24 protein-coding genes and 1 tRNA gene are annotated in these 25,307 nt (G+C 57.5%); 15 read left to right on the top strand and 10 right to left on the bottom strand.

Annotated features, from left to right (window positions below):
* Positions 1–50 precede the first annotated feature (50 nt).
* The 4 genes from MHX61_RS07450 to MHX61_RS07465 all read left to right on the top strand — a co-directional run bounded on the left by MHX61_RS07450 (position 51) and on the right by MHX61_RS07465 (position 4,773).
* Positions 51–962: a pseudouridine synthase gene (locus MHX61_RS07450; protein ID WP_204609158.1), complete on the top strand. Its 912-nt coding sequence runs from the start codon at positions 51–53 to the stop codon at positions 960–962.
* On the top strand, positions 962–1,657 hold the full coding sequence (gene cmk / locus MHX61_RS07455) for a (d)CMP kinase (RefSeq protein ID WP_049378104.1): 696 nt from the start codon (positions 962–964) through the stop codon (positions 1,655–1,657). Before MHX61_RS07450 ends, cmk begins: the two co-directional genes overlap by 1 nt.
* Entirely contained in the window at positions 1,650–3,230 is a 1,581-nt protein-coding gene (gene der, locus MHX61_RS07460; RefSeq protein WP_204609156.1) for a ribosome biogenesis GTPase Der, read from the top strand. The genes cmk and der overlap by 8 nt, the downstream gene beginning before the upstream one ends.
* A gap of 157 nt (positions 3,231–3,387) precedes the next feature.
* Positions 3,388–4,773: an anaerobic C4-dicarboxylate transporter gene (locus MHX61_RS07465; protein ID WP_239193871.1), complete on the top strand. Its 1,386-nt coding sequence runs from the start codon at positions 3,388–3,390 to the stop codon at positions 4,771–4,773.
* Here MHX61_RS07465 and MHX61_RS07470 read toward each other — a convergent pair.
* The gene (locus tag MHX61_RS07470; RefSeq protein WP_239193873.1) at positions 4,770–5,576 is read right to left on the bottom strand and encodes a class I SAM-dependent methyltransferase; all 807 of its coding nucleotides are present in this window, start codon (positions 5,574–5,576) and stop codon (positions 4,770–4,772) included. The two genes, MHX61_RS07465 and MHX61_RS07470, sit on opposite strands and share 4 nt — an antisense overlap.
* Positions 5,577–5,703: 127 nt before the next feature.
* On the opposite strand from MHX61_RS07470, the gene MHX61_RS07475 reads away from it, so the two are divergent.
* The 3 genes from MHX61_RS07475 to MHX61_RS07485 are packed head-to-tail and all read left to right on the top strand — an operon-like array spanning position 5,704 to position 9,742.
* The gene (locus MHX61_RS07475; protein ID WP_370658412.1) at positions 5,704–7,044 is read left to right on the top strand and encodes an ABC transporter transmembrane domain-containing protein; all 1,341 of its coding nucleotides are present in this window, start codon (positions 5,704–5,706) and stop codon (positions 7,042–7,044) included.
* Positions 7,044–8,786 (top strand): ABC transporter ATP-binding protein, encoded by a 1,743-nt coding sequence (locus tag MHX61_RS07480; protein ID WP_239193952.1) that lies wholly within the window; start codon positions 7,044–7,046, stop codon positions 8,784–8,786. The genes MHX61_RS07475 and MHX61_RS07480 overlap by 1 nt, the downstream gene beginning before the upstream one ends.
* 38 nt (positions 8,787–8,824) lie before the next feature.
* Positions 8,825–9,742 (top strand): PHB depolymerase family esterase, encoded by a 918-nt coding sequence (locus MHX61_RS07485; RefSeq protein ID WP_239193876.1) that lies wholly within the window; start codon positions 8,825–8,827, stop codon positions 9,740–9,742.
* Here the strand turns inward: MHX61_RS07485 and MHX61_RS07490 are convergent.
* Positions 9,739–10,998 (bottom strand): site-specific DNA-methyltransferase, encoded by a 1,260-nt coding sequence (locus tag MHX61_RS07490; RefSeq protein ID WP_239193877.1) that lies wholly within the window; start codon positions 10,996–10,998, stop codon positions 9,739–9,741. The two genes, MHX61_RS07485 and MHX61_RS07490, sit on opposite strands and share 4 nt — an antisense overlap.
* Before the next feature lie 337 nt (positions 10,999–11,335).
* On the opposite strand from MHX61_RS07490, the gene MHX61_RS07495 reads away from it, so the two are divergent.
* Positions 11,336–11,509: an antitoxin gene (locus tag MHX61_RS07495; protein WP_239193878.1), complete on the top strand. Its 174-nt coding sequence runs from the start codon at positions 11,336–11,338 to the stop codon at positions 11,507–11,509.
* A 205-nt stretch (positions 11,510–11,714) separates the two neighbouring features.
* Complete coding sequence (locus tag MHX61_RS07500; RefSeq protein ID WP_239193879.1) at positions 11,715–13,097, top strand: hypothetical protein; 1,383 nt, start codon at positions 11,715–11,717, stop codon at positions 13,095–13,097.
* A 39-nt stretch (positions 13,098–13,136) separates the two neighbouring features.
* On the opposite strand, the gene MHX61_RS07505 is transcribed toward MHX61_RS07500, so the two are convergent.
* From MHX61_RS07505 to MHX61_RS07520, 4 genes are read right to left on the bottom strand one after another with little or no spacing between them, the layout of a single operon-like run.
* Positions 13,137–13,745 carry a response regulator transcription factor gene (locus MHX61_RS07505; RefSeq protein ID WP_239193880.1) on the bottom strand — a complete coding sequence of 203 codons (609 nt, stop codon included), beginning with the start codon at positions 13,743–13,745 and terminating at the stop codon, positions 13,137–13,139.
* Entirely contained in the window at positions 13,738–14,946 is a 1,209-nt protein-coding gene (locus MHX61_RS07510) for a sensor histidine kinase (protein WP_370658413.1), read from the bottom strand. Before MHX61_RS07510 ends, MHX61_RS07505 begins: the two co-directional genes overlap by 8 nt.
* The gene (locus MHX61_RS07515) at positions 14,883–15,674 is read right to left on the bottom strand and encodes an ABC transporter permease (protein ID WP_239193881.1); all 792 of its coding nucleotides are present in this window, start codon (positions 15,672–15,674) and stop codon (positions 14,883–14,885) included. Before MHX61_RS07515 ends, MHX61_RS07510 begins: the two co-directional genes overlap by 64 nt.
* Before the next feature lie 39 nt (positions 15,675–15,713).
* A complete protein-coding gene (locus tag MHX61_RS07520) occupies positions 15,714–16,640 on the bottom strand; it encodes an ABC transporter ATP-binding protein (RefSeq protein WP_239193882.1) in 927 nt (308 codons plus the stop codon).
* 127 nt (positions 16,641–16,767) lie between these two features.
* On the opposite strand from MHX61_RS07520, the gene MHX61_RS07525 reads away from it, so the two are divergent.
* Positions 16,768–17,304, top strand: a complete 537-nt coding sequence (locus tag MHX61_RS07525) for a cadmium resistance transporter (RefSeq protein ID WP_255717633.1) — start codon at positions 16,768–16,770, stop codon at positions 17,302–17,304.
* 50 nt (positions 17,305–17,354) lie between these two features.
* On the opposite strand, the gene MHX61_RS07530 is transcribed toward MHX61_RS07525, so the two are convergent.
* From MHX61_RS07530 to MHX61_RS07540, 3 genes are all read right to left on the bottom strand, one after another.
* A tRNA-Pro gene (locus MHX61_RS07530) sits at positions 17,355–17,428 on the bottom strand.
* A gap of 71 nt (positions 17,429–17,499) precedes the next feature.
* The gene (locus tag MHX61_RS07535) at positions 17,500–17,889 is read right to left on the bottom strand and encodes a YchJ family protein (protein WP_239193884.1); all 390 of its coding nucleotides are present in this window, start codon (positions 17,887–17,889) and stop codon (positions 17,500–17,502) included.
* A complete protein-coding gene (locus MHX61_RS07540; protein ID WP_239193886.1) occupies positions 17,889–19,046 on the bottom strand; it encodes a S9 family peptidase in 1,158 nt (385 codons plus the stop codon). The genes MHX61_RS07535 and MHX61_RS07540 overlap by 1 nt, the downstream gene beginning before the upstream one ends.
* A gap of 87 nt (positions 19,047–19,133) precedes the next feature.
* On the opposite strand from MHX61_RS07540, the gene secA2 reads away from it, so the two are divergent.
* The 5 genes from secA2 to MHX61_RS07565 all read left to right on the top strand — a co-directional run bounded on the left by secA2 (position 19,134) and on the right by MHX61_RS07565 (position 24,133).
* Positions 19,134–21,425, top strand: coding sequence for an accessory Sec system translocase SecA2 (secA2, locus tag MHX61_RS07545; protein ID WP_239193888.1), 2,292 nt, complete (start codon positions 19,134–19,136; stop codon positions 21,423–21,425).
* Between the two features lie 85 nt (positions 21,426–21,510).
* On the top strand, positions 21,511–21,945 hold the full coding sequence (gene odhI, locus MHX61_RS07550; protein ID WP_005324732.1) for an oxoglutarate dehydrogenase inhibitor Odhl: 435 nt from the start codon (positions 21,511–21,513) through the stop codon (positions 21,943–21,945).
* A gap of 99 nt (positions 21,946–22,044) precedes the next feature.
* Positions 22,045–22,791 carry a MerR family transcriptional regulator gene (locus MHX61_RS07555; RefSeq protein WP_005324733.1) on the top strand — a complete coding sequence of 249 codons (747 nt, stop codon included), beginning with the start codon at positions 22,045–22,047 and terminating at the stop codon, positions 22,789–22,791.
* A gap of 38 nt (positions 22,792–22,829) precedes the next feature.
* Positions 22,830–23,423 (top strand): bifunctional nuclease family protein, encoded by a 594-nt coding sequence (locus MHX61_RS07560; RefSeq protein ID WP_239193890.1) that lies wholly within the window; start codon positions 22,830–22,832, stop codon positions 23,421–23,423.
* A 146-nt stretch (positions 23,424–23,569) separates the two neighbouring features.
* Positions 23,570–24,133 (top strand): MerR family transcriptional regulator, encoded by a 564-nt coding sequence (locus MHX61_RS07565; RefSeq protein ID WP_284596884.1) that lies wholly within the window; start codon positions 23,570–23,572, stop codon positions 24,131–24,133.
* A gap of 285 nt (positions 24,134–24,418) precedes the next feature.
* Here MHX61_RS07565 and MHX61_RS07570 read toward each other — a convergent pair whose 3' ends face one another.
* A complete protein-coding gene (locus MHX61_RS07570) occupies positions 24,419–25,273 on the bottom strand; it encodes a hypothetical protein (RefSeq protein WP_239193891.1) in 855 nt (284 codons plus the stop codon).
* Positions 25,274–25,307 lie beyond the last annotated feature (34 nt).

Genomic DNA, 25,307 nt, shown 5'->3' on the forward strand with positions numbered 1-25,307 from the left:
GGTAGGATTGCCCAGGTAATTTCATATCTTCGAGAGAAAAGGACACGTACGTGACTCCTCCCGCTCGCCGTGACGGCACACCGGATAAGAAGCAGCGAGACAGTGACATCATTGTCTCCAATGCCAAGCCGGCCCGTCACCAGCATGTGTCAAAGAAAAAGCAGAAGGCTACCGCAGAATCCGTAGCCCGCGAATTGGGCGCCGATTGGCTGGTCGATGAAGACAAGCCCAAGGGAGAGCGCCTCCAAAAGGTGCTCGCCAAGGCGGGCGTCGCTTCCCGTCGCCACGCAGAAATCCTCATCGATGCCGGCCGAGTTGAGGTCAACGGCAAGATCATTGCCAAGCAAGGCGTCAAGGTAAACCCCTCCGTTGACGTCATCCGAGTAGACGGCGTGCGCGTCAACGTCAATGAGGAGCACGAATATTTCGTGCTCAATAAGCCGCGCGGCATGCAGTCCACCATGTCTGATGATCTGGGGCGCCCGTGCGTGGGTGACGTGGTGTCAGAAAAGGTCGCAGCTGGCCAACGACTCTTCCACGTCGGCCGCCTCGATGCCGACACTGAAGGCCTGCTCATCCTCACCAATGATGGCGAGTTGGCCAACCGCTTGATGCACCCTAAGTACGAGGTGACCAAGACCTACCTCGCCACCGTATTGGGTGAGGCCGATAGGAAGCTCGTGCGCCAGCTCAAGGATGGCATCGAGCTGGAAGACGGACTGGCAAAGGCCGACTTTGCACAGGTAGTTGATACCAACCAGGGTTATTCCTTGGTGCGTCTTGAGCTGCATGAAGGCCGCAAGCATATCGTGCGCCGCATGTTGAAGGAAGCGGGCTTCCCCGTGCAGCGCTTGGTGCGCACCAAGCTGCATACAGTCCAGCTGGGCGATATGAAGCCTGGCGGCCTGCGTGCCCTCAATTCCAGCGAGCTGACTAGCCTGTACAAGGCGGTGGAGATGTAATGATTTCTAATATGCCGAATGAGGGTCTCATCCTAGCCGTGGATGGCCCATCTGGAACTGGAAAGTCGACCACGTGCCGTGCGCTGGCCAAGCAGCTGGATGCAAAGTACGTCGACACTGGTGCTATGTACCGAGTGGCAACGCTTGCTGTGCTGCGTGAAGGCGTCGACCCTGCTGACACCGCCGCGGTTATTGCGGCTACGGCCAATCTGCCCTTGGGAGTATCCGATGACCCAGACTCCACCGAGGTTCTCCTCGGCGGCGAGGACGTCTCGCGCGTTATTCGCGAAGACGAAGTCACCCGTAATGTTTCCGCCGTATCTGCCATTCCGGAGGTGCGCGAGAATCTGGTAGCGCTGCAGCGCAAGCTTGCCCGCGAAGCGCACCGCGCGATTGTAGAAGGGCGCGATATTGGCACTGTGGTGCTTGCCGACGCCCCCGCTAAGGCATTCATGACCGCCTCTGCCGAGGTCCGCGCGCAGCGCCGCCAAGCCCAGAATGAAAAGGCGGGCATCGCTTCGGATTACGAAACGGTACTCGCAGATGTCCAGCGCCGAGACGCGGCGGATTCTTCCCGCAAGACCTCACCACTGCGTCCAGCGGAAGACGCAACCCTAGTCGATACCTCCAATATGAGCCCAGAGGATGTGCTGGAAGCTCTGATTAACGTGGTAAAGGAGTCTGCCAATGACTAATCACGATCCCCAGGAAGAGTCGGAGACTCAGTTCCATTACCCGGCCGGTAAGTTCGATGATGAGGTGGTAGAAGCCTCTCCTGGTTGGGCCGCCGATGATTTCAATACCGAGGAATTCGACTATGACTTCGATGACTCGGAGTTTGGTGAGGCTGATTATGGCGACGATTCGAACGCGGAAGAGCCTCTGAGCGAAGAGGAGTGGGAAGAACTCTCCCGTGCCTTTGGCGTGGAGTCCGATGACCACACGGAAGAAGCCCTGTGCACGGTGGCCGTAGTCGGTCGCCCCAATGTGGGTAAGTCCTCCTTGGTTAACCGTTTCCTTGGCCGCCGTGAAGCGGTGGTAGAGGACCACCCAGGCGTTACCCGTGATCGTATTTCCTACGTTGCGGACTGGAACGGTCAGCGCTTTTTGGTACAGGACACCGGCGGCTGGGATCCCAACGTGAAGGGTATCCATGCGGCGATTGCCCGCCAGGCAGAAGTAGCCATGGAAACCGCCGATGTCATCGTTATGGTGGTGGACACCAAGGTGGGCATCACGGAGACGGATGAGGTCATGGCTCGCCGCCTGCAGAAATCGCCTGTGCCGGTGATCTTGGTATCGAATAAGTTCGATTCCGATAATCAGTACGCGGATATGGCGGAATTTTATGCCTTGGGCTTGGGCGATCCATGGCCCGTATCCGCCCAGCATGGCCGCGGCGGTGCGGACGTGCTCGATGAGATTTTGCGGGTCTTCCCTGAAGAGCCCCGACAGACCGCGATTACCTCTGGACCTCGCCGCGTCGCATTGGTGGGCAAGCCTAACGTGGGCAAGTCCTCGCTGCTGAATAAGCTCACCAGCGAGGAGCGCTCCGTGGTCGACAACGTCGCGGGAACCACTGTGGATCCGGTTGACTCTCTAGTGCAGCTGGATGAGCAGCTGTGGAAGTTCATTGATACCGCGGGCCTGCGCAAGAAGGTAAAGAACGCGCAGGGGCATGAGTACTATGCGTCCTTGCGTACCCGCGGCGTTATTGATGCTGCCGAGGTCTGCATCATGCTTATCGACGCCTCTGAGGAAATCTCCGAGCAAGACCAGCGCGTGCTCAATATGGTGCTCGAGGCGGGCAAGGCTCTAGTGATTGCGTTCAATAAGTGGGACCTCATGGAGGAGGATCGCCGTTACTACCTGGACCGCGAGATTGATCAGCAGCTGAGCCACTTGCCGTGGGTCACGCGCGTGAATATCTCTGCGGAAACGGGCCGCGCGCTGCAGAAGCTGGAGCCGGCCATGATTGAGGCACTGGAGAGCTGGGATCAGCGTGTGTCCACGGGCCAGCTGAATAACTGGTTGCGGGAGGCTATCGCGGCTAATCCGCCGCCGATGAAGAATAACCGCCTGCCGCGCGTATTGTTCGCCACGCAGGCCTCGACGCAGCCGCCGACCATCGTCTTGTTTACGACGGGCTTCTTGGACGCGGCGTATCGCCGCTACCTCGAGCGCAAGTTCCGCGAGCGGTTCGGTTTCCACGGAACGCCTATCCGCATCGCAGTGCGAGTGAGGGAAAAGCGCGGCAAGAAGCGCTAGCAGTATGCCCGTTACGCTGGGATTATAGCATTCAGGCGAGCGATTATTGCACCGAGACACGGTGTGAGAATTCGCTCGCCTTTCCGTTTATGTCCGTTCATGTGGGTCTGGATAGGATATAACCAGTTAATAATTCTCTCGTGATGGAAGGCTCAGCATGCTAGCCAGCGTAATTGCGCCAGATTCAATTCTGGCCATCGTGCTTCAGGTCATCATCATCCTCAGTGCCCTGCTTCTGGGCACTCGTTATGGTGGCATCGGACTTGGTCTTATTTCCGGCATCGGATTGATGCTCATGGTCTTTGTCTTCGGCCTCGCCCCGGGTGAGCCGCCGGTGTCCGTGATGCTGACCATCATTGCGGTCATCGGCTGCGCCGCCACCTTGCAGCAGGCGCGCGGCCTCGAAGTGATGATGCAATTTGCCGAGAAGTTTCTCCGCGCCCACCCAGAGCGCATTACCATCCTCGCGCCGCTGACTACTTGGTTCCTGACGGTTCTTTGCGGTACGGGTCACGTCGTGTACACGATGTTTCCGATCATCGAGGATATTGCCCTGAAGAAGGGCATCCGCCCAGAGCGCCCCATGGCCGTGGCATCGACGTCGGCTCAGATGGGTATTACGGCCTCGCCAGTATCTGTGGCCACCGTATCCCTAGCGTCCATCATCGCGGAAAATGCCGGTGCTATCGACCACGCCTATTCCATTCCGCAGATCCTCATGGTGGCTATGCCCGCCTCGCTTGCCGGTGTCATTCTTGCCTCGCTGTGGTCGCTGCGCCGCGGCAAGGACTTGGACGAGGACCCGGCATTCCAGGAGCGAATGAAGGATCCGGAGTTTGCAGAAAGCATTCACCAATCCACCGGATCGCTGATGGATGAAGAATTTTCGCCAGAAGCAAAGCGTGCGGTGGTTATCTTCCTCGTGGCTATCGCCAGCGTGGTGGCGCTAGGTGCGTTCGAATTCCTGCGCCCCCTCGTCCCGGGTGAGGATGGCGAGTTGAGCCCGCTTTCGATGAACCTGGTTATCCAAATGGTCATGCTTGTTGCCGGCGCAATCATCCTGCTCACCTGCAAGCCAGACCCGAAGAAGATCGCGGCCACGCCAGTCTTTAAGGCCGGTATGACCGCAGTATTCTCCGTCTTTGGTGTGGCATGGATGGCAGATACCTTCTTCGAAGCCCATATCGATGCCCTGGAGTCCAACCTCGGGTCCGTGGTGGAGGCCGCCCCGTGGGCCTACGCCGTGGTGCTGGTCATCGTGTCCAAGCTGGTTAACTCCCAGGCCGCCGCCCTGGTTGCCATCGCTCCGATCGGCCTGCAGCTCGGCATCGATCCCGCCATTATCGTTGGTTTCTACGGCGCAGCGTACGGCTACTTCATTTTGCCAACCTACCCTTCGGACCTAGCCTGCATCGGCTTCGACCGCACGGGCACTACCCACATTGGCAAGTTCGTCATCAACCACTCCTTCCTTGTCCCTGGCGCCATCTCGGTGTTCACCTCCTGCGTGGTGGGCTCGCTACTGGCGCAGGTCCTGCTCTAATCCGAATCCCGTACCAGCACGAAGGCATCCGTGCGGTACGGGATGCGTAGTTTTTGCCCCGGCTTAAATCCCATGTGCTCGTAGAGGTACCAATCCAGGTTGTGGGTCATACGTTCATGGATGTCTTCGCCATTGCGCAGCCAATAGGATCGGGTGTGCATCAGCTGGTGAAGCTGTTCGGGAGTTAATTCGTTCTCCCAGGTCAAGCGCAGCTCGCGGTCCAAAGACCACGGCGCCGTATAGTCCGGGTAAAAGCCTGGCTTATGTACATCGCCGGAGTGCATGATGCGAGACAGCCGCAGGATCCAGGGGTCCGCGTTGACGTCGAGCGTATTCCACACCAAGAGAATCTTCCCGCCCGGCGCGAGGACGCGGTCAAGCTCTGCACAGGCGGCTGGCACGTCGACCCAGTGCCAGGTTTGGGCGAGGCAGGCGGCGTCTAAGGAGGCGTCGGCAAGCGCGGTGTTTTCGGCCGTAGCACGAAGGACTGGCAGGCGGAGGTGGGAAGCGAGAATTCCAGCCATATCGGCGGAGGGGTCGAGCGCAAAAACCCGAGCATTGGGTAGGGACTCGGTGAGTTTTCCAGTACCGGCGCCGATATCGGCAACGGTATGGGCGTCAGCAATAAGGGCAGAAACCTCGTCCGGATAGCCGGGGCGCACATCGTGATAGGTGCTCGCGCCGCGGCGGAAGGCCTGGGCGGAAGCGGTGCGTTGCGCGGCATTGCGGAAGCCGGGGCCTTGTCTGGTGGAGGCCCTGCGGTAGCTAGGGAAGTGGCTGGGATCGGGGCGGCGAGTCGACATAGCCCATCTAACCTACCGCGAATTAGAATGGCTTCCTATGAGGACACTTCCTGCACCATCAGATCCCAGGTGGCTGCTAAAGACTGTCTTTTCTCGTCCATCCCTCACTGTGCCGGCCGCACTCTGCATGGCTGTCTCTTTTCTGCTTAACGGATCGACTCCAGTGATAGTGGGACATGCCATTGATGAAGCTGTCTCGAAAGGATCCGTTGACCGACTAGGCTTGTGGCTGGCCGTTTTAGTGGTCGCATTTTGCCTTAATGCTTTGGCCGCATGGTTTGGACGCGGCCTCAACGCGCGAGCCATGCTAGTAATTGGGCACGATGTTCGCATGGCCATCACGGATAGGATTCAGGACCCGCGGGGCCTTGCAGGCAGGCCTCGCACCGCCGGCGAGCTACTAGCCATCGCCTCCACAGACGCACGGCGCGTGCAGAATGCCGTCATGATGACGGTCTTTCCCGTCGCTGAGATCACCGCCATTGTGTATGTGGCGATCATGGCTAGCCGTATTAACCTGCCTTTAGGCATCGCCATTTTGTGCGGCGGTCCGCTCATGGTGTGGGGCTCAGTGCGCGCGGCAAAGCCTCTGCGTACGCGTTCCGGAATCCGCCAAGCGGCGTTGGCGAAGGCCAGCTCCATGGCCACCGATGTGGTCCAAGGCCTGCGGATCCTTAAGGGCCTGGGCGCTGTAGCCACAGTGAGTAGGCGTTATTCCGCGGTGTCTGGTGCCGCCTATGTGCAGACGGTAGAAGCCAATGGTGCCCAAGCGCGCCTTAATGCGACTACGGAGATTTTGGGCTCGGTTTACGTCATTGCAGTGGGCATTGGCGCAGGGGCGATGGCCATGCGTTCCATGATTAGCGTAGGTGAACTCATTACGGTCATCGGCCTTACGCAGTTCATTATCACCCCGATGACGATGCTGGGCCGAAATATCGCCTCGCGGTGGGCGGCCGCACAGGCAAGCGCTGAGCGCATTACCGCCCTCCTTGCCGCCCCCGGGGTGGAAAAGAGCGAACCGCAGGTTCCAGCCCTCGCTCCTGGGGTCAACGTGGTACCCGAACCTGTTCCAGAGGATCTCGTCTTCTTGCCGCGCGAGCGATTCTTGGTTGTTCCACACGAAACTATGCTTTTCGAGGGAACCGTGCGGGACAATATTCATCCGGATAGCGCGAGTGCACAACGAGCCCTCTACGTGGCTGCAGGGGAAGATATCCCGGGCGGGTTGGATCGCGAGGTGGGAGAGGGCGGCCGAAACCTTTCTGGTGGACAGCAACAGCGCGTGGCGCTGGCACGAGCCCTTGCTGCCGACGCAGAGATCTTAATTTTGGCCGATCCAACTACCGCGGTGGATTCGGTGACCGAGCAGGAAATTGCCCAGCGGGTGGCGTATCACCGCGGGCCTAAGCCCACGCTTGTCTTCACCACCTCGCCGGCGTGGGCAGCAGTGGGGGCGGAGCTATGATGCGGTTTCCTACGGCCTCCTGGCCCCAAGTGCGTAAGGAAGTGGGCCGCCAGCTTTCCGACGTCCCCGGTGCCCGCCCCCAAGCCGCAGCGGCCTTAGCCTTGCTTACCGCAGGCGCCGGTAGCAATGTAGCGATCCCCATCTTATTGGGAAAGATCGTTGATGCTGTCATTACTCAGGGCGCCATTGTGCCCATCGGCATCTCGCTGGTGCTGGTGGCCGCGGTCTCCGCACTGTTTTCTGCAGCGGGGTTCTATGTCCTTTCACGCCTGAGCGAAAGAGTGATCTCCGCTTTGCGGGAAGATATGGTCTCTACCGCTCTTCGCCTGCCTACCCACCGGGTGGAGGAAGCCGGCACTGGGGATTTGGTCTCTCGCTCTACCGATGATGTAGCAGAACTATCGGCTGCCGTAACCGAGACCGTCCCCGTGCTGGCGAAATCTGCCTTCGCCATCGCAACCACCGGGGTGGCACTAGTCAGCCTCAACTGGCAATACCTACTGGTAGTAGGCGCAGTTACGCCGTTATATTTCATTGCTGCGCGCCAGTACCTGCAGCGCGCTCCACAGCGCTATACCGACGAACGCGCTGCCATGGCGGAACGGGCACGCAGGCTCCTGGAGGCAATTCGAGGGCGAGAGACCGTGCGCGCCTTTGGCATGGAAGACCAGATGCATGCCGGTATTGAACGTGCCTCCGCACAGGTGGTGGACAAGGGCTACGCTGCGCGAAGGACAATGATGGTCCTGCAGCTATGGATGACGGTCATTGAGCTAGTCATGCTGGTCTGCGGTCTGGTCGTTAGCTTTTGGGTGGTGCAGGCTGGGGCGCTCACCGTTGGCGCCGTTACCGCGGCCATGCTCCTTCTTATTCGCTTGCGCGGGCCGCTCATGGGATTGATGCGAGTCATCGATACCGTTCAATCCGGCTATGCCTCCCTGTCGCGGATAGTTGGGGTGGTTATGGACCCGCCACGGGCGGTGCCAGACTTCGGCGCCCCGACCCCAGGTGGAGTTGCCGAATTAAAAGAAGTGAGCTTTCGCTACGATGACGGAGGCTGGGCTGTGCAAGACGTAAACCTTAAGCTTCCCGCTGGACATACCGTAGCTTTAGTGGGAGCCTCTGGTGCGGGAAAGACCACGGTCGCTGCTCTTCTAGCCGGACTGCGAGTCCCGGCTACCGGAACAGTCGTGGTGGATGGAGTAGAGGTATCGGCCCTTTCTGATTCCGAACGGGTGGCGCGTTTAGCGATGATTTCCCAAGAGGTCCACGTATTTTCAGGAACCCTGCGCGAAGATTTGTCCTTGGCCGCCCCGCAAGCCTCGGATGCGCAAATGGAAGATGCACTGCAGCGCGTCGGCGCACAGTGGTATGCGCAGTTAGAGGAGGGCCTAGATACGGTCATTGGCGCTCAGGGAATCCACCTTGACCCAGTAGCAGCGCAGCAGCTTGCGCTGGCGCGAATATTGCTTTTAGATCCCAAGATCGTCCTCATGGATGAGGCCACCGCAGAGGCCGGATCGGTGGGGGCAGGAGCTCTGGAAGAAGCCGCATCAGAGGTCACCCGTGGGCGAACATCACTGGTAGTGGCGCACCGATTAGACCAGGCCGCACGAGCCGATAGCATCGCCGTGATGGATAACGGACGGGTGGTGGAGCAAGGCAGTCACCACGAACTGTTAGATTATGGTGGCCGCTATAAGCAACTATGGACCGCATGGCAGAAGGGACGACAAAGATGAACGCGAGGTCGCTACGGGCCCTGGTTGGTGCGGTAGCAGTGAGTTTCCTTGCGGTTGCCGGCGCATCATGTTCGGCCGATTCGCCCGACTCCGCGCCCCAAGCAGTCCCAACTGAGACGAAAAACCTAGGGATTCCAACCTCTGCACCGCTGAGCGGACCCGAGCCAGGAAGCTATACCACCGTTAATCTGCCATCGGGTCGTTCCTTCATCCTCAGCGTGCCCAAGGACTACACGGGGGATAAAAAGTGGCCCATCGTCCTGGCCTTTCCAGGCTGGGGACAATCTGCCGAAAATCTCCGCGGCTATTCCCGCCTCGATGCCGCTGATGCCATCACCGTTTTCGCGGAAGGCAAAAAGAAGGCATGGAGCCCTGCTCCCTATGCCAAGACGTCAACAGCAGAAGACAAAAAATTTGTTCGCGACATCATTGATGCCGTTCGAGCAACGTACCGGGTAGATGACTCCCGAATCTTTGCCACCGGCATGTCAAACGGCGGCGGGTTTGCCGCCTACCTGGCCTGTCAGATGCCCGATGTTTTTAAGTCTGTGGCTACAGTTTCCGCCGCCTACTACAAAGATATTCTTAAAGACTGTGCTCATTCGCCCGTGGGGCGATTGGATATTCACGGCACCGTGGACCCCGTGGTGGGTTACTACGGTGGAACGCGCCATAAGACCAAGTACTACTCCGTGGAATCCGTGCTGGAACAAGACCGTAAACGAAATGGTTGCTCTACCAAGGTCGATACGACCCGTTTAGTCAACAATGCACTCGATATGAAGTGGAGCGGCTGTACCGCACCGCTTGAACATATCCGTATCGCCGGAGGCTCACACGTATGGCCTGGTGGTACAGCAGATGCGCACAATGAAGTAGGTAAATTCTTCGCTACCGATCGCGTCCTAGACTTCTTCGGCATTCCCGGTCGCCCGTCTGGTACCGCACAGACTTAGTCTTGTCTATAGACCTGAAAGGATGCGCCTGGAACCTTGCGCACCCTTTCAATGCAAATATCTGCAATGGTAGAAAAGCCCGCGCGATGAGCGGCGCTACGCGGGGAGGTTGGCTCTGGAATTTGCACAAGGTGAAAAGACCGAGCGCCCCCATCGTCGTTATTGAGTTCCACTACCGCCTGTGCAGTGGTGCCGGAGCCCGCAAAAAAGTCAAGGACGCGCGCATCCTTTCCACCCGCAATGGAAATGAGGTGCTTAATTAAGCGCACCGGTTTGGGAAACTCGAAAACGCCCTCTAGCCCCATGACGTCTTCAGCATCGCGCCGGCCAGTGCGGGTCACCCCAAAGCGCTCCCCGTCCAAGATAGAGCGTGGGCGCGCTCCCACCTTTTGATAGTTCTTGGTATAGACAAAACCTCGCCGGAAGACGAGCTCATCGAAGCGCTGTTCAACCTTTTCCCGGCCCCAGCGCCAACGGGCGACTTTTTCTTTTCCCACCGGCTGGTCCGGCCAATATTCCTTTCCGTCGGGCCCAGAGATAGGGAAGTCGAGGGAGGGAAGGTACCCAAGGGTCTTAGAGTCCAAGCGCACCAAGGAGTACTTCCCTTTGTCGTCCTCATGGTTGTATTTGGTGGAAGTATGGCCTTGGAGATCGACATTGAATCCAGGATTATCGGGAGTACGGGCATAGCACAGAATATATTCGTGCTCTACCACTGCGTACTTAGAATCATTCTTGCCGGTTCCTGCCTTCTTCCAAATCAATTGGCCGCCAAAGCACTCCTCTCCAAAAACTTCATCGAGTACCTTGCGCGTATTGGCCACTTCGTCTTCTCCAATGGAGACAAAAATGAAACCTTGTGCGGAAAGTACGTCTCGGGCCAAGATGAGTCGGGGAAGCATCATCGACAGCCATTGCGAGTGCCATTCTGCATAGCTTCCAGAACGCATCTGGCGGCGCAAACGATAGTTATCGCGGTAGACGAAGTCTTTGCCGGTATTATAAGGCGGGTCGATATAGATGACGTCAAAGAGTTCCCCGCGGTTGGCGAGCCCTTGCAGAACCGGAAGATTATCTGCCGCAATAATCGCGTTGTCCGTGTCGCAGGCTGTGCTGAGCGCAATATCACGCGTGAAACGTTGCGTCAGCGGCGCGCTGGCGGCTGCTCGGGCAGCCTCTTTGCCCGGCCATACTAAGCCAAAGAATTCCGTGGCCGTTTCCGAAGTGGACGGTGGCGCTGGGGTAGTTGAAGCCATGGTGCGAAGCCTTTGTTGGTAAATCGTCGATACCGTCTAACGCTATCATTTGCAAGACTGAGGAAAATTGGCCTGCAGCAAAAATGTACACCCTGATTTTGCTTATACTTCGCTAGGGTAGGGCTAAAGCAGCAGCCCTTATTGGGCGCTCGATAGGTTGTGGGGGTGTCTGGATGTCCCCTGAGAACAATCGCGCTGCGGGGTGGCAAAACTAATTTGGTCTAGTGGCCAAAGAGACTTTTCGGTGGCATGTTGGCCCAAGTGTCGGTACGTTGGGGTGTGTTGCCGGACACGGCAGCTTTTAGATAAAGCTAGAACTAGAAGAAAGGAAAACCACATGGGTATCTTCGATAAGGCAAAGGACGCACTGAACTCCGACAAGGGCGAAGAGCTCAGCGACAAGGGCTTGGACAAGGCAGCTGACGCAGCTAAGGGCAAGCTGGGCGAGGACAAGGCAGATCAGATCGACAAGGCTCGTGACACAGCTGACGACAAGCTCGGTAACGAGTAAATAGCTTCCGCCCGCTTAAAGGGCGAATGCCTACTTTCTATTTTGGCCCCCAGCCCGCAAGGGTAGGGGGCCAAAGCTATATAAAGACCAGCGGCATAAAGCTGGCAAAGGTCTATATTGGCGCTCCCACCTTTTCGTGGGTGACTCAACTTATAAAGTGAACGTATCCCAAGCAATTTTGCATGAAATCGCTAGGATTATATTTGTGAACAATCTTGAAGGCACCGTTTCCCATGCGGGCTCAACTAAGCAGCGGTTGCTGGAGCAGGGTGCCCGGATCCTAGCTAAGGGTGGGCGCGACGCCTTAAAGGTTTGTGCTGTGGCGGAGAAGATCGCGGTTCCAGTCGATGAAGCTAAGTCTTTCTTTGAAGATGACCACGACCTTTACATTCAGACCAGCCGGTTCTTGGATGAGCGTCTCCGAGTAGCGTCTTTCGAAACACTCGATAAATTGCCGGGTGACGCGACCGCGATTCAGAAACTTCGCGAGTCTGCCAAGGTCTACTTCAACTGGGCTGTTGAAAACCCCACTTACTTCGCCGCCTATAACAACTGCGAGACGGCAACGAGCTTTCCCAACTTTGAGGAAGGCATCGAGGAGGGGAAAAGCTTTGATGCCTTCCCGCCCACCTTCCGCTGGATGCTTGAGCACATGCGGGAAGCCGCCATTGCAGCACGCGGCGATTTTGATCACCGCTTGGTAGTGATCCAAGCCCTTACTTTCCTGTCTGAGCTGCAGGGTATTACCCACTTGGCCACGTTCGGCATTATGCGTCACCTCTCGCCCACGGCGAAGAAGCAGACCTTCAATGCTTGCATTGAGACTTTATTCTCTGGGCTGGAAGATAGCCTGCGTGACGGGAAGATTGCGCCCTTTGAACCGCTAGCACTCGTTGGAGAGCCAGCGGAACCGCTTACTACAGCAGCCAAGGACATGCCAAAGACTACGGCTGAGGAAAAGCGTGCAGCCATCTTCCGTGGCGCGGCCGAAGAGATTGCCTATAATGGTCTTCCTAGCTTGCATCTCGGCTCTGCTGCTGCACGAGCAGGCGTAGATTTGGCAGATGCGGAGCATCTTTTCGATGGTAATTCTCACCTGCTGCGTTCTTTGGAAGAGTCTTTGGATGAAGCTAATACGCTAGCGATCATGCGCCAGAACCAGGCCGTGCCGGAAGGATCCCACGGGTTGGCTTATATTAAGGCAACCGGCTTCGGATATTTGGAGTTTGCGCTGGAAGACCCCGTCGGCTTTGTCGCCCTCATTGAGGTATCAAGCCGCTCGATTGTCCCCGTCTCTTTCGATGAGTCCGGCGATACTGAGCAGCCATTCGATATGGGTAAGGCCTTTACCTTCATCATGAATCTGGTGCGCGATGCTATTTCTGAGTCGAATGGGCCACGATCGCCATGGATTCTCTTTACCCAGATTGCGGCGCTGTGGGCTTCCATCCACGGTCTCTCGCAGTTGAGTACCGTAGGAGCCCTGCGCTATCACTCGGCTGATTTCTACTTCAACCTAGCTTCCAAGGTGATGGACGTGGTTCTTCAGGGCATGGTCAATGTCCTTGAGCTAAAAAGGCCAGAATAGGAAACCAAGCAATAGAGGGGCCGCAGCGGGATCCCCTTTCTATATCCATCCCCGGGCATGTGCCGTAGTTGCTGCCTCAAAGCGGTTCCCAGTTCCTGTCTTGGCGATAAGGGAAGAGACAATATTGCGCACTGTGCCAGTGCTCAGGTGAAGTTGCCCGGCAATCTGGCGGGTGTCGCTGCCCTCCAAGACATGACGTGTGACCTCCTTTTCGCGTGCGGTTAGTGGATTGTCGGGCGTGAAAATTGTCTCTTGGGCCAGTGCAGGGTCAATGACCTTTAGACCGGCGTGCACTCGCCTAATGGCTTCGGCAAGTTGTTCGGGTGGGGTGTCCTTGACTACGAAGCCAGCTACGCCCGTTTCCAAAGCACGTTTGACGTAGCCACTGCGCCCAAAGGTCGTGACAATCAGGCTGCGGCAACCCGTGCCCTCAAGCTCAGCGGCCGCATCAAGACCGCTTTTACCGGGCATTTCGATATCAAGTAGCGCAACGTCGACGCCATGCTTGGCGACGAGCCCCGCAACCTCCACGCCCGTTGCGCACTCAGCCACAACGCTGATATCTGGCTCTGCGTCCAAGAGGGCAATTAGCGCCCCACGCACCAATGATTGGTCCTCAGCAATGAGAACTCGGATGGGATTAGTCATTGCCCGAGCCTCCGGCGGTAGTAAGAGGAAGAAAAACCGTGTCGCCATTCATAGTAACCAAGGCCAAAGTGCAGCCATTGCGGCGCGCAAAGAGCATCTGTCCGCCAGCATCTGTTATGCGCTTGCGCAAACCGGCAATCCCACCGTGGGCACGAGAAAGACTTTCGTCAGCGTCAAACCCGCAGCCATCGTCCACCACTTGGAGTTGGTGGCCTGTCACCTGGACCCAACAGTGCGCTGCACCCGAGTGGCGGACCACGTTTGTGATCAGCTCTCGCAGCGCCCAGGAAAATTCGGCGTCGTAAAGCCCAGCGCTATTGGCAGCAGAGGGCAAGTACGACACAATGCCGGCAGTGTCGAGAGCCCTGTGAGCCGCGTGGATTTCCCCTTCAAAAGTGGGCCTGCGCATCCGGGTTACTGTGGAGCGGACTTCCCCCAAGCCTCTCCGAGAAAGCGTGCTCACCTCCTGGAGCTCCTGCTGCGCCCGTTGCGGATCCGAATCTATTAGCCGGCGGGCAAGCTCTGATTTGAGGTTGATAACGGTTAAAGAGTGGCCCAAGAGATCGTGAACATCGGTAGCGATGTCCTCGCGTTGGCGTGCCAAGTCCAATTCATGTTCCAATTCAGCGCGGCTATCTTCGCGCTGGGAAAATGTACCTAACAGCACTAGTAGTATCGGCCAGGCGAAGAGGATTATCAGGGCCCAGCCGGTGCTTTCAGGAGCGAAGAACCACGTGGTGGTGGCGAGCACGGTCCCCATTAGCAGGGTAAGCGCAAATGCTCGTCGTAGCGGAAGGTTAAAGCCGAGCAGCGCCGCAAGGTAAGGCACATACGTGACGGCTATTATCCCGAAGAAACCAATTGATGCCGCTGCGATGACCGCGAGTGACACCCAGTAAAGCCCGATCCGCTGTCCTAACCGCCATCCGCGTGGGTAGTAGCCCACTGCGCCAAAAGAAAAGAAGTAGACAGCACTAAACGCTAAAACGCACGCAGAAGCCCCAATTCGTTCAGTGAGCGTCGTGCCCGGCGCGGCAAAGGTCATCACCAACCCGGGAATGAGGAAGACCAACCATACGCTGGCAAAAAGAGCGCTGTTGAGTCTAAAACCACGCCACGGCTTGCGAAAGGGGCCCATTAGCGGCGCGCCTTGTCGCGAGAGCGCAGGACCTGGCAAGCTGTGAGAAAGATGGTCGTCCATACCGCGAAGTTTAACCATGCGGCCCACATGGGGTGCGACACGGTGCCTTCCTCCCCGTTGAGAATCTGCATGCCTTCTGCAAGGGGCCACTGGGCGAGCACGACCGGGCCAAAGAGGGGAGTGAAGCGGCCCAATTCCATCAGCGGCTCGGTAAGTGGAGTGAATACATTGGCGGCAAAGAGGAAGAGGACAACGGAGGTCGAGGCGATTGCGACAGAATTGTCGGTGGGCAAAGCCATGGCCCACACCAAGCCATAAAAGCCAAAGGGAATGGAAACTAGGACGCAGGCGATAAAGGCTAAAACCCATTGGTGTGGTTGCATTGCAGCTTGTGTCATGGCACCGGTGATAAACACCGCGGTTATGGGGAGCAGTGCCTGAAAGCCGATGGATATGAGGTTTGCCCACAGAATCTGCCGTGCGTGTAGGGGAGTAAGTGCTAATTGGCGCGCCCACCCAGTCTTCGCAGCGGTCACGGCGGAGCCAGCGGCAGACACGGAACCTGCCACGCCGCCGTAAAGAGCCATGCTGATCATCTCTAAGGCGGCGAAGTTTCCTCCCTTAAAGGAGGTATCGCCAAAATCCATCATGGTGCCAAAGAGAAGGTAGAAAAATACCGGCAAGATGGTGCTGAAAAACAGCGGAGTAAGGTTGCGACGAAGGCGCAGCAGGTTGTGAGTGGCAAACCGGAGAGTGCGCGCACTGGTCGTTGCAGCTTGTGTGGTCATGGCATGTTCCTTTCACGAAGTGGCCAACGGAGTGACGGGTTAGGACTGGGATGATGTCAAAGCAAGAAATGCGTCCTCTAAGGAGTGTTTGCGAATAGTCAGGTCATGGGCCGAGGTGTGGTTGAGAAGGAATTTCGCAAGTACATCGGAGTCACTAGTGGTCATCCGGGCGTAGCCGCCAGACAAGGAAAACTCGGCGACGGCGGGTAGCTCTTTCGCATTTAAAAGTGTGCCGTCGAACTTCGCCTCGACTATGCGCTTGTCTGAATGTTCGCGCAGGTCTGTGGCCTTTGCATCGGCTCGCAGCTTTCCTTCGTGTAGGAGAATTATCCTTTCTGCAAAATTGTCTGCCTCTTCGAGGTAGTGCGTAGCGAAGACAATGGTGCGTCCCTGGTCTGCTTGTCTGTGCATGGTGGACCAGAACTCGTGGCGCGCTTGAGCATCCATGCCAGCTGTTGGCTCATCGAGCAATAGGATTTGGGGATTGCCCAAAATAGCGAGGGCGAATCGCACACGTTGTTGCTCGCCACCAGAGCATTTTCCTACTGGGCGGTGCAGGATCCGATCTAGGTCTGCTTGTTTGGCAACTTCTCCGATGGGAAGGGGATGGGGAAGAAAGGTAGAGGAAATCATCTTTAGGGTGTCCTGGACTGTGAGCTCGGGTAGCAGGCCGCCGGTTTGCAGCACAGCGCCAATCTGTGCCGCGCGGATCGCAGCGTGCGGTGTGTGTCCGAGCACGGATATGTTGCCGGAGGTGGGTGTGGTGAGCCCGAGGATGAGATCAAATAGGGTGGTTTTACCTGCTCCATTGGTGCCTAGTAGGCCTACGATCTCGCCTTGGGCGATGCTGAAGGAAATATCGCTGAGCGCACGGATAGGTCTGGAGGATTTACTAGCAAAGGATTTGCTTACTCCGGATACGTCGATGGCTGGCGGCTGTGCAGTAGATGGGCTTAAAGTGCTCATACCTGGAAAGTATCCGTAGCCAGCAAGAATGATGTATAGACCCTGTCATTACATTTTCATGACAAGTGTCATGACGCGATAAGGTAGGAGAGTGCTTACTACTCTCGCAGCAGCTGCTGGACTATTCATGGCCACCAACATCGATGACATTGTGGTGTTGTCCCTCTTCTTCGCCCGTGGTGCTGGTCGCAAGGGCACGACGCCCGCGATTCTGCTAGGTCAGTATGTGGGTTTTCTCGGCATACTAGCGGCCTCGGCCATTGTCGGATTGGGCTTCAATGCCGTATTACCTGAGGAATTGATTCGCTACTTTGGCCTCATTCCATTGCTTCTAGGCCTATGGGCAGCGTGGCAAGCATTCCGGGGTGAGGATGACGATGAGGATGTTTCGGGTAAGAGGCTGAGCGCACTTGCGGTAGCCGGGGTGACCTTTGCCAACGGTGGCGACAATATCGGCGTCTATGTACCAGTGTTTACCACCTCTACGCCGGCTGAGGTTGCGACTTATTGCGTGGTCTTCGTAATCCTCGTGGCACCCTTAGTGTGGGCAGCGCGGTTTGTAGCCACGCGGCCGGGCATTGCAGAAGCACTGGAAAAGTGGGAAAGCGTGCTGTTTCCAACGGTGCTCATTCTGCTGGGAATCGCGATCTTGCTTGCGGTGTAAACGCAGCATAGAAAAAGCCGGCACCTTCACGGTGCCGGCTGAACTTTTTGTCGGGCTAACAGGATTTGAACCTGCGACCCCTACACCCCCAGTGTAGTGCGCTACCAAACTGCGCCATAGCCCGCCGTCGAACTGTGCGACCTGTCTAGATTACATCAGTAGGATTCTACTGTGAAATTTGGGGTGTAACCTGCGCTAAAACTCGCCGCTGGAGTACACCCAGGAACCGCCCACGCGGCGAAAGGACGACCGCTCGCGTTGTGAGCCAACGGCCGCGCCTTTATAAAAGGCCTCAAACTCCACTACGCCGGAACTATCGAGCAATCCGCCTGCTTGGGTATCCAGGATATCGAGGCGATAAAACCGGACGGGGGAATCAGCCAAGTCAAGGGTTGCAGGGCGAGTATCGGGATCCCACGTACGGAGCAGATAGTCTTCGTCGCCAGTAACGAACGCGCTAAAACGCGAGCGCATGAGCGCCTCAGCGGTAGGCGCATTGGTGCCGGCATGGTACTTGCCGCAGCACTCTCCGTAGGTCAGGCCGGTGCCGCACGGGCAGCGGCGCGAAAACTCGAAGGCAGCCATTAGTGCGCGTCCACGTCCACGATGGTGACGTTGCCGAGCATGCGCTCCACATCGGTGTCCTTCGCGGCGGATCGCAGCGTGGATTCTTCTGACGCAGACAGTTTTCCGGCAAGCTCGATGCGGCGCTCAAAGCTGGCGGGGCCGGTTTGGGTGATGCTCACGTGGACGTCGTCAAGCGCAAGCTTCTTGCCAGCATCCTTGATTGCTTGGGTCGCGGCGGTAGCCAGTGCGGACATAACAAGGCCCTCTGCGGTAAAGCCCTTACCCTTGCCGCCATTCTTCTTCGTGCGGTCGGCGCTGAGGCTATGGTCATTGTGGCGGACGACCACGCCGAATTTGGTGCCGGTGGCCGGCTGTGCAACGGCGGCGTCGGTGCCTACTTCCTCCGGGCGGTAATCAGGAACGATGAACTGCTCGGCCCATGCACCGATGAGATCCGCAGCGCGGGCGGCCGTGCCCTGCTTGGTGAGAAGGTGATCGGTCTTGTCCAAAGAAACCAAGGACTTGGGGTAGCGCGTGAGCAGGAAGATGTTTTGCGCATTGTCAATACCCACCGTCTGGTCAATGGGCGAGTGCAATACCATCAGCGGCTTGCGGAGCTTGGGCAGGTATTCCTCGGGGTTAGTATCCGCCAAGTCCTCGAGGAACTTGCGGGAAATGGTAAGGCCGCGGCCGCCGAGGATGACTTCCACCTCGCCGTTGGCGTCGACCTCGCCGATCTTGTCCGCATAGTGAAGCACGGAGTGGGCAGGATCAAAGGGGGCGCCAATGGTGGCTACAGCCTTAAGAGATTTCATGGTAGTGGCCGCCTTCAACGCAGCGGCGCCACCCAGCGAGTGGCCCATGAGCAATTGTGGGGCAGAGTAGTTCTCCGTCAGCCAGGCGGCAGCGGCATGGATATCATCAACGTTTTGGCTAAAAGTAGTATCGCCAAATTCTCCGGCGGACTGGCCAAGGCCGGGAAAGTCGAAACGCAAAGTGGCGATGCCAAACTCAGTGAGCTGCTTCGCAGTGCGGGCAGCACCGGGAGTGTGGCGGGAGCCGGCGAAGCAATGGGCAAAGATGGCGTAGGCGATCGGGGGAGAGTCCGGGAAGTCGATGGTTCCGGCCATCTCGGTTCCCCGGCTCGAAGGCAGCTTAACGTTGACGGATTGCATGAGAACTAGAATAACGGGCCTCTTACCCGCAAGCCATACCAGGTTGACTACAGTCGATAGGAGTAATCAAAATAAGGAGGATGAGGTATGGGCGCGTTCGATTGGTTCTGGAAGGCAATGGGCTCGCAAAGCGAGCGTAACGATAAGAAATCCAAGGCCATCGTGGGTTCAGCCGATGAAGCGGCACGGGCATTGGGCCAGCAGGACGACACAGCTGTAGCCCAAGCCGCACGCGATGCCGTGAAAGGCGGCGAGATTGCAGATAAGGCGCAGTTCCTTGCGGCCCTGGCCGTAGCGTGCGAGCGCACCCTGGGCATGAATCCCTTCAACGTGCAATCCCAGGCAGTCCTGCGCCTGCTCACCGGAGACGTCATCCAGATGGCAACCGGCGAAGGCAAGACTTTGGTGGGCGCCATGGCGGCTACAGGTTTCGCGTTGACTGGCAAACGCGTCCACGTTGTCACCGTCAATAACTATCTCGCCGCCCGCGACGCCGAATGGATGCGCCCTGTCGTGGAGTTCTTTGGCTTAAGCGTTGCCTCGGTGACGGAGGGCATGACACCGGACGAGCGCCGCGCTGCCTATGCGCAGGATATTATCTACGCACCAGTCAACGAGCTGGGCTTTGATCTGCTCCGCGATAACCAAATTGCCGACCGCTCCCACACGGTGCAGGCCGCCGGCGACGTTGCCCTCGTGGATGAAGCCGATTCCGTCCTAGTGGATGAGGCCCTTGTGCCCCTAGTGCTGGCCGGTAATCGGCCAGGTGAAGCGCCCACCGGGCACATCACCAATGTGGTATCCCGCCTGCGCGAGAAGCTGGATTACTCCATCTCTGAGGACGGCCGCACCGTTCAGCTGACCGAGAACGGTGCCCGCCGCGTGGAGCAGGAATTGGGCATTGATTCGCTCTATTCGGAGGAGAATATCGGCACCATTTTGGTGAAGGTCAACCTCGCCCTGCACGCCAAGGCCCTGCTTATCCGAGACATCCACTACATCGTGGTGGATGGCAAGCTGCAGCTTATCGACGCCTCCAGGGGCCGCGTTGCCGACCTCCAACGCTGGCCCGACGGACTCCAAGCGGCAGTAGAAGCCAAGGAAGGCCTAGAGGTTTCCGAAGGCGGACGCATCCTCGACACCATCACGCTGCAAGAACTTATGCGGCGTTATCCACTTGTGTGCGGCATGACTGGTACCGCGGTGGAGGCGACCGATCAGCTGCGGCAGTTCTATGATCTTCATGTATCCGTGATCGACCGCAATAAACCCCTGCAGCGCTTTGATGAGCAAGACCGCATCTTTGCGACGGTCGATGACAAATCCGCCGCAATCGTGGAAGAAATTGCCACCATTCACGCCACGGGCCAGCCCATCTTGGTGGGCACGCAGGATGTTGCCGAGTCGGAAGATCTGGCGGATGCGTTGCGCGAGCGCGGCATCGACGTCAATGTGCTCAACGCTAAAAACGATGAGCAGGAAGCACAGATCGTCGCCGAGGCCGGCGATATTGGACGCGTCACCGTCTCTACCCAGATGGCCGGACGCGGCACCGATATTAAGTTGGGCGGTGCTAACGAAGCTGACCATGATGCAGTAGCGGAGTTGGGTGGCTTGGCGGTTATCGGTACCTCCCGCCACCGCACCGCCCGCTTGGATAATCAGTTGCGCGGCCGTGCGGGCCGGCAAGGTGATCCGGGCCTGTCCTTATTCTTCGTCTCCCTCGAAGACGATGTGGTCCAGCAAGGTGGCGACGGCGAAACCGTGCGTGCCCAACCAGCAGAAGATGGGCGCATTGAATCCAAGCGAGTGAGCGACTTTGTAGCACACTGCCAGCGCGTGACCGAGGGTCAACTGCTCGAAATTCATGCCCAGACCTGGAAGTATAATCAGCTCCTAGCCGATCAGCGCATTATTATTGATGAGCGCCGAGCCAAACTACTGGATACTAATCAAGCCTGGCAGGAACTATCCCAACGCGCTCCAGAGCGCGCAGCAGAGCTAGCAGAGGTTGCAGAGGAAGCTCGCATCAAGGCCGCGCGCGAGATCATGCTCTATCATTTGGACTTGGCCTGGGCCGACCACCTGGAGCTCATGGACGATGTGCGCGAGTCGATCCACCTGCGCGCCATCGCACGGGAGACGCCAATCGACGAGTACCACCGCATTGCGGTGAGGGAGTTTAAGGACTTGGCTCAGTGGGCCGTCGACAAGTCTGTGGAGACTTTCCGCACAGTGCTTATCGACGCCACTGGGGCGCACCTCGATGACGCCGGCCTCGCTCGTCCGAGTGCTACATGGACCTACATGGTGTCCGATAACCCCCTTGCGGGCAAGGGAAATTCCGTGCTGAGCGGCATCGGAAATATTTTCCGGTGAAATAATTCCCCGCGAAGGGGTCATGGACTCACATGAGTCGCTAGTATTGTTATAAGTAACTCGTAACTAATCCCCGGAGGTAACAATGAGCGAGAACACCGGAACCCCGGAACCACAGGTAGAGACCACATCTGTATTCCGCGCAGACCTGCTCAAGGAGATGGAAAACGGCGCGAATGGCAATGATGCTACCGCTGCCGGCACCGACAACCTGGCGGAAGGCCAGGCCCTCCTCGTAGTAAAGCGTGGCCCGAACGCGGGTGCCCGCTTCTTGCTGGATCAGGCGACTACCACCGCCGGCCGCCACCCCGAGGCAGACATCTTCCTCGATGACGTTACGGTCTCCCGCCGCCATGCGGAGTTTCGCAAGAATGATGACGGCAAGTTTGAGGTAGTTGATGTGGGATCCCTGAACGGAACCTACGTTAACCGCGAGCCCCGCAACTCTCAGGTGCTCGAGGTGGGAGACGAAATCCAGATTGGCAAGTTCCGCTTGGTTTTCATCGCTAACCAGAGCTAATTTTTTTACGTAGACTAGCCGCACTTCCTTACTAGGAAGGGCGGTGTAGTCTACTTATGTCACGATAAGAACTTTCAGTACCCCTAAGAGATAGACACAGTGAGCGCAGCAGATTCTTCGGCCGCAGCAGTACGCCGCACCAGCCCTAAAGCTAAGAAGCCAAAGACCATGTCCATTGGCGTGGTGTTGGAAACGCTGAATCAGCAATTCCCAGACGTCACAGTGTCCAAGATTCGCTTCCTCGAATCTGAGGGGCTCATCAGTCCACAGCGCACGGCCTCGGGCTACCGCCGCTTCACCCAAGAAGACGTAGATCGACTGCGGTATATTCTCACCACTCAGCGCGATAACTATACGCCGCTGAAGGTTATTCGTGAGCAGCTAGAAGCCATGGATTCCGGCCAGGTGACCGCCATCGTGTCCGCAGGAAATGCGGAAACCCTGCTCTCGCCGCAGCAGTTTAAGGCCCCTGTGGTCACCCGCCTGACCGATGTAGAGGTAGCTACCCAAGCAAGTGCCAGCGAAGATGATGTAGCTTCCTTGGTTAAATATGGCCTCATCCGCCCGGATGCCGCAGGCTTTTTCAATACCGACGACGTAGCCATTGTCTCTGCCGCGGTGGCGCTGAAGGCATTTGGTTTCGGCTCCCGTGAACTCAAGTCCCTGCGCAATAACGCCCGCCGTCAGGCAGACCTGATCTCCCAGGCAGCGGCACCCGTGGCGCACTCAAACTCCGATACCGCGCATCAGAAGGCGGAGGAAATCTCCCAGCAAATGACCGCGCTCGTGGTGTCTTTGCACGCAACTCTGGTGAAGTCGGATCTGCGCGACGAATACCACTCCTAATACACACGTGCTCCCGTCTTTGTGGGAGAGTGGTAGCTATGAGTGATGTATCCCTAGAGTTCCACGGTATCCACCAGGTCGGTCCCGAAGACGATGTGTGCGCTTTGCTGCGCTGGCCCGAAGAAAACCGCTTGATACCCGTGTGGATTTCTCCCATCGAGGGTATGCAACTGGCCGCAGTCTTAGACGGCCACCAGCCAAACCGTCCCACCTCGCACGATCTTATCTGCGAGGTACTAGAGGGCACTGGCGGGGTAGAGGCCATTGAAATTGCCAACTACCACCAAGGAACCTTCATGGTAGATATTAAGGCTCCGAACGGCGAGGTTTATGACTCTCGGTTAAGTGACGCACTTGCTGTATCCGCATATTTCAACGTCCCTATTTCAGCCGAAGCAGATCTCCTTGCCCAGGTATCCGTATATGCCAGCGATGCGGATGCGAAAGAGTACTTCGACCTGGAAATTTCCACCCCCGGCACCGGCGATGATGTGCAGACCAGAGAAAACAATGATTCCTCGACCTCGGCGTCGGGAAATGCCCAGGCAGATGCAGATTTTGAAGCCATGATGAGGTCTTTGGGTATGGAGGAAAAGGACTTCCTATCGGGGGATGACGACGAAAAAAGTTAATGACACGCGTGTGACTAATGGTGACAATGGGGTTTGAGAAGTCTAAAGTTGTACTTGACAGTTGAGCAAGCAGCGCTTGACGGGCGTATGCGCTTGGCTTTTAATTGATCTTTAGAACTTCCAACAAACCCCATTGGAGTAATTACGTGAGCATTAACGAGGACCCCCAGTCCGAATCGACCTACGTACAGGAATCGCTTTTTGACGTCGGACCCGACGAAGAGGTGGGCTACCGAGTTCCCATTGCTTGCCAAGTTGCCGGCATCACCTACCGCCAGCTTGACTATTGGGCACGCACCAACCTGGTCAACCCTTCCATCCGCACGGCACGCGGCTCCGGCTCCCAGCGCCTGTACTCCTTTAAGGATGTACTGGTGCTCAAGATTGTGAAGCGCCTGTTGGATACCGGCATCTCTCTGCAAAATATCCGTTTGGCAGTTGAGTCCCTACGGGATCGGGGTGTGAATGACCTAGCAGAGCTGACCCTCGTATCCGACGGCACTACCGTTTATGAATGCCGTTCAAACGATGAGGTCATTGACTTGCTCGCCGGCGGCCAAGGCGTCTTCGGTATTGCAGTTCCGGGTATCTTGAAGGAACTGTCCGGCACCATTTCTTCCTTCCCTTCGGAGCGCATCGAAGACTTCGCCGAGGACAACGTGGTCGGCCTCGACGAGTTGGCTGCTCGCCGCAAGCGCAAGAGCTCCTAAGCTCGTCCACACAGAATCCACCCTCCTTCCCAGCTCACGGGGAAGAAGGGTGGATTTTTAATCTCTATCGCCACGAGTGCACCATGCAAGACAGTTCCTCTCTGCGCTATGTAGCTGGTGGTATCGAGGTCGAGCCCAGGCGCTTAGTGCCCGAGCCGACTCTCAGCTTATATTTGGGAAAGTGCCCGTAGCTCCGCGGCGTAGGGGAGCAGTAGTCACTACGGCCGACAATAAAGGCACCGAGCGAGGCGTCGTTCGGTGCCCTAGACAAGGAAGAGTTGCGTATTAGACCCCTGCGGCCTTAGTAATCGCCCCAGAGACCGTGGCCTCATCGGCTGAGTCAACGGAGGTGAAGCTATCAGCCGCGGACTTCAGTGCGGCATCGACACTGCCTTCACCGACATGGACGACGCTGAGAGAAACGTCCTTAGAGGTGGCGTCGTCAAGAGCGGACGTGAATTGAGCATCATCCATGTCCTGCTCGGTGCCAGTAGTTACTACGACTACGCGTGCCTTGTCGCCAGTTCCAGCGGCTTGATCGGCGGCATTCGCGACAGCTGCTACAACGGCGCTGCGCGTTTGCGGAACACCGCCAGTTCCAAAGCCACTGAGCGTGCCGGATACAGCGTTGCCATCGCCAAAGCCCAGGTTTTGTCGGAACCCAACCGTGGCGGTCTCGGAGATAGGAGAGGAGTAGTTCCACAAAGAAACTGCTCCGCCGTCAGCGGCTAGGTCAGAAGCAGTGGTGCCCAAGGCTTTGGATACAGGGCCGTACATCGGCGCCATGGCCGTAGAGGTATCCAAGAGCAGGAGCGTATTTGCCGCCATCGTCACATCGGGCTTGGGAGCTGCTGCGGAACTCGTCGTTGGAGCGGAGCTCTTCCGGGAAGAAGAGCTCGTAGGCGCAGCGGATTTGGAAGCACTGGAAGCACTGGAAGCAGCTGCCGTGCTGGTTTCCGGTGCAGCCTCGGTGCTGCCTTCCACTGCGGCGGGTGCGGCGGAGTCTTCGCCGTCGTCGTTGCCCGCGCCGCGTAAAAGGAAGGCCACCAGGGCGATTATGGCCAGCAGCGTGATAATAGCCACCGCAATAACCCATCCCGCTACTGCGAAGCTATTTTTCCCGTTTGAATGCCGTGCCATGTGGTGTCTTCCTCCCAAGCAAACTGCCGTTGTT

This window comes from Corynebacterium sp. ACRPF (assembly GCF_022347395.1).
GTDB lineage: Bacteria > Actinomycetota > Actinomycetes > Mycobacteriales > Mycobacteriaceae > Corynebacterium > Corynebacterium tuberculostearicum_D.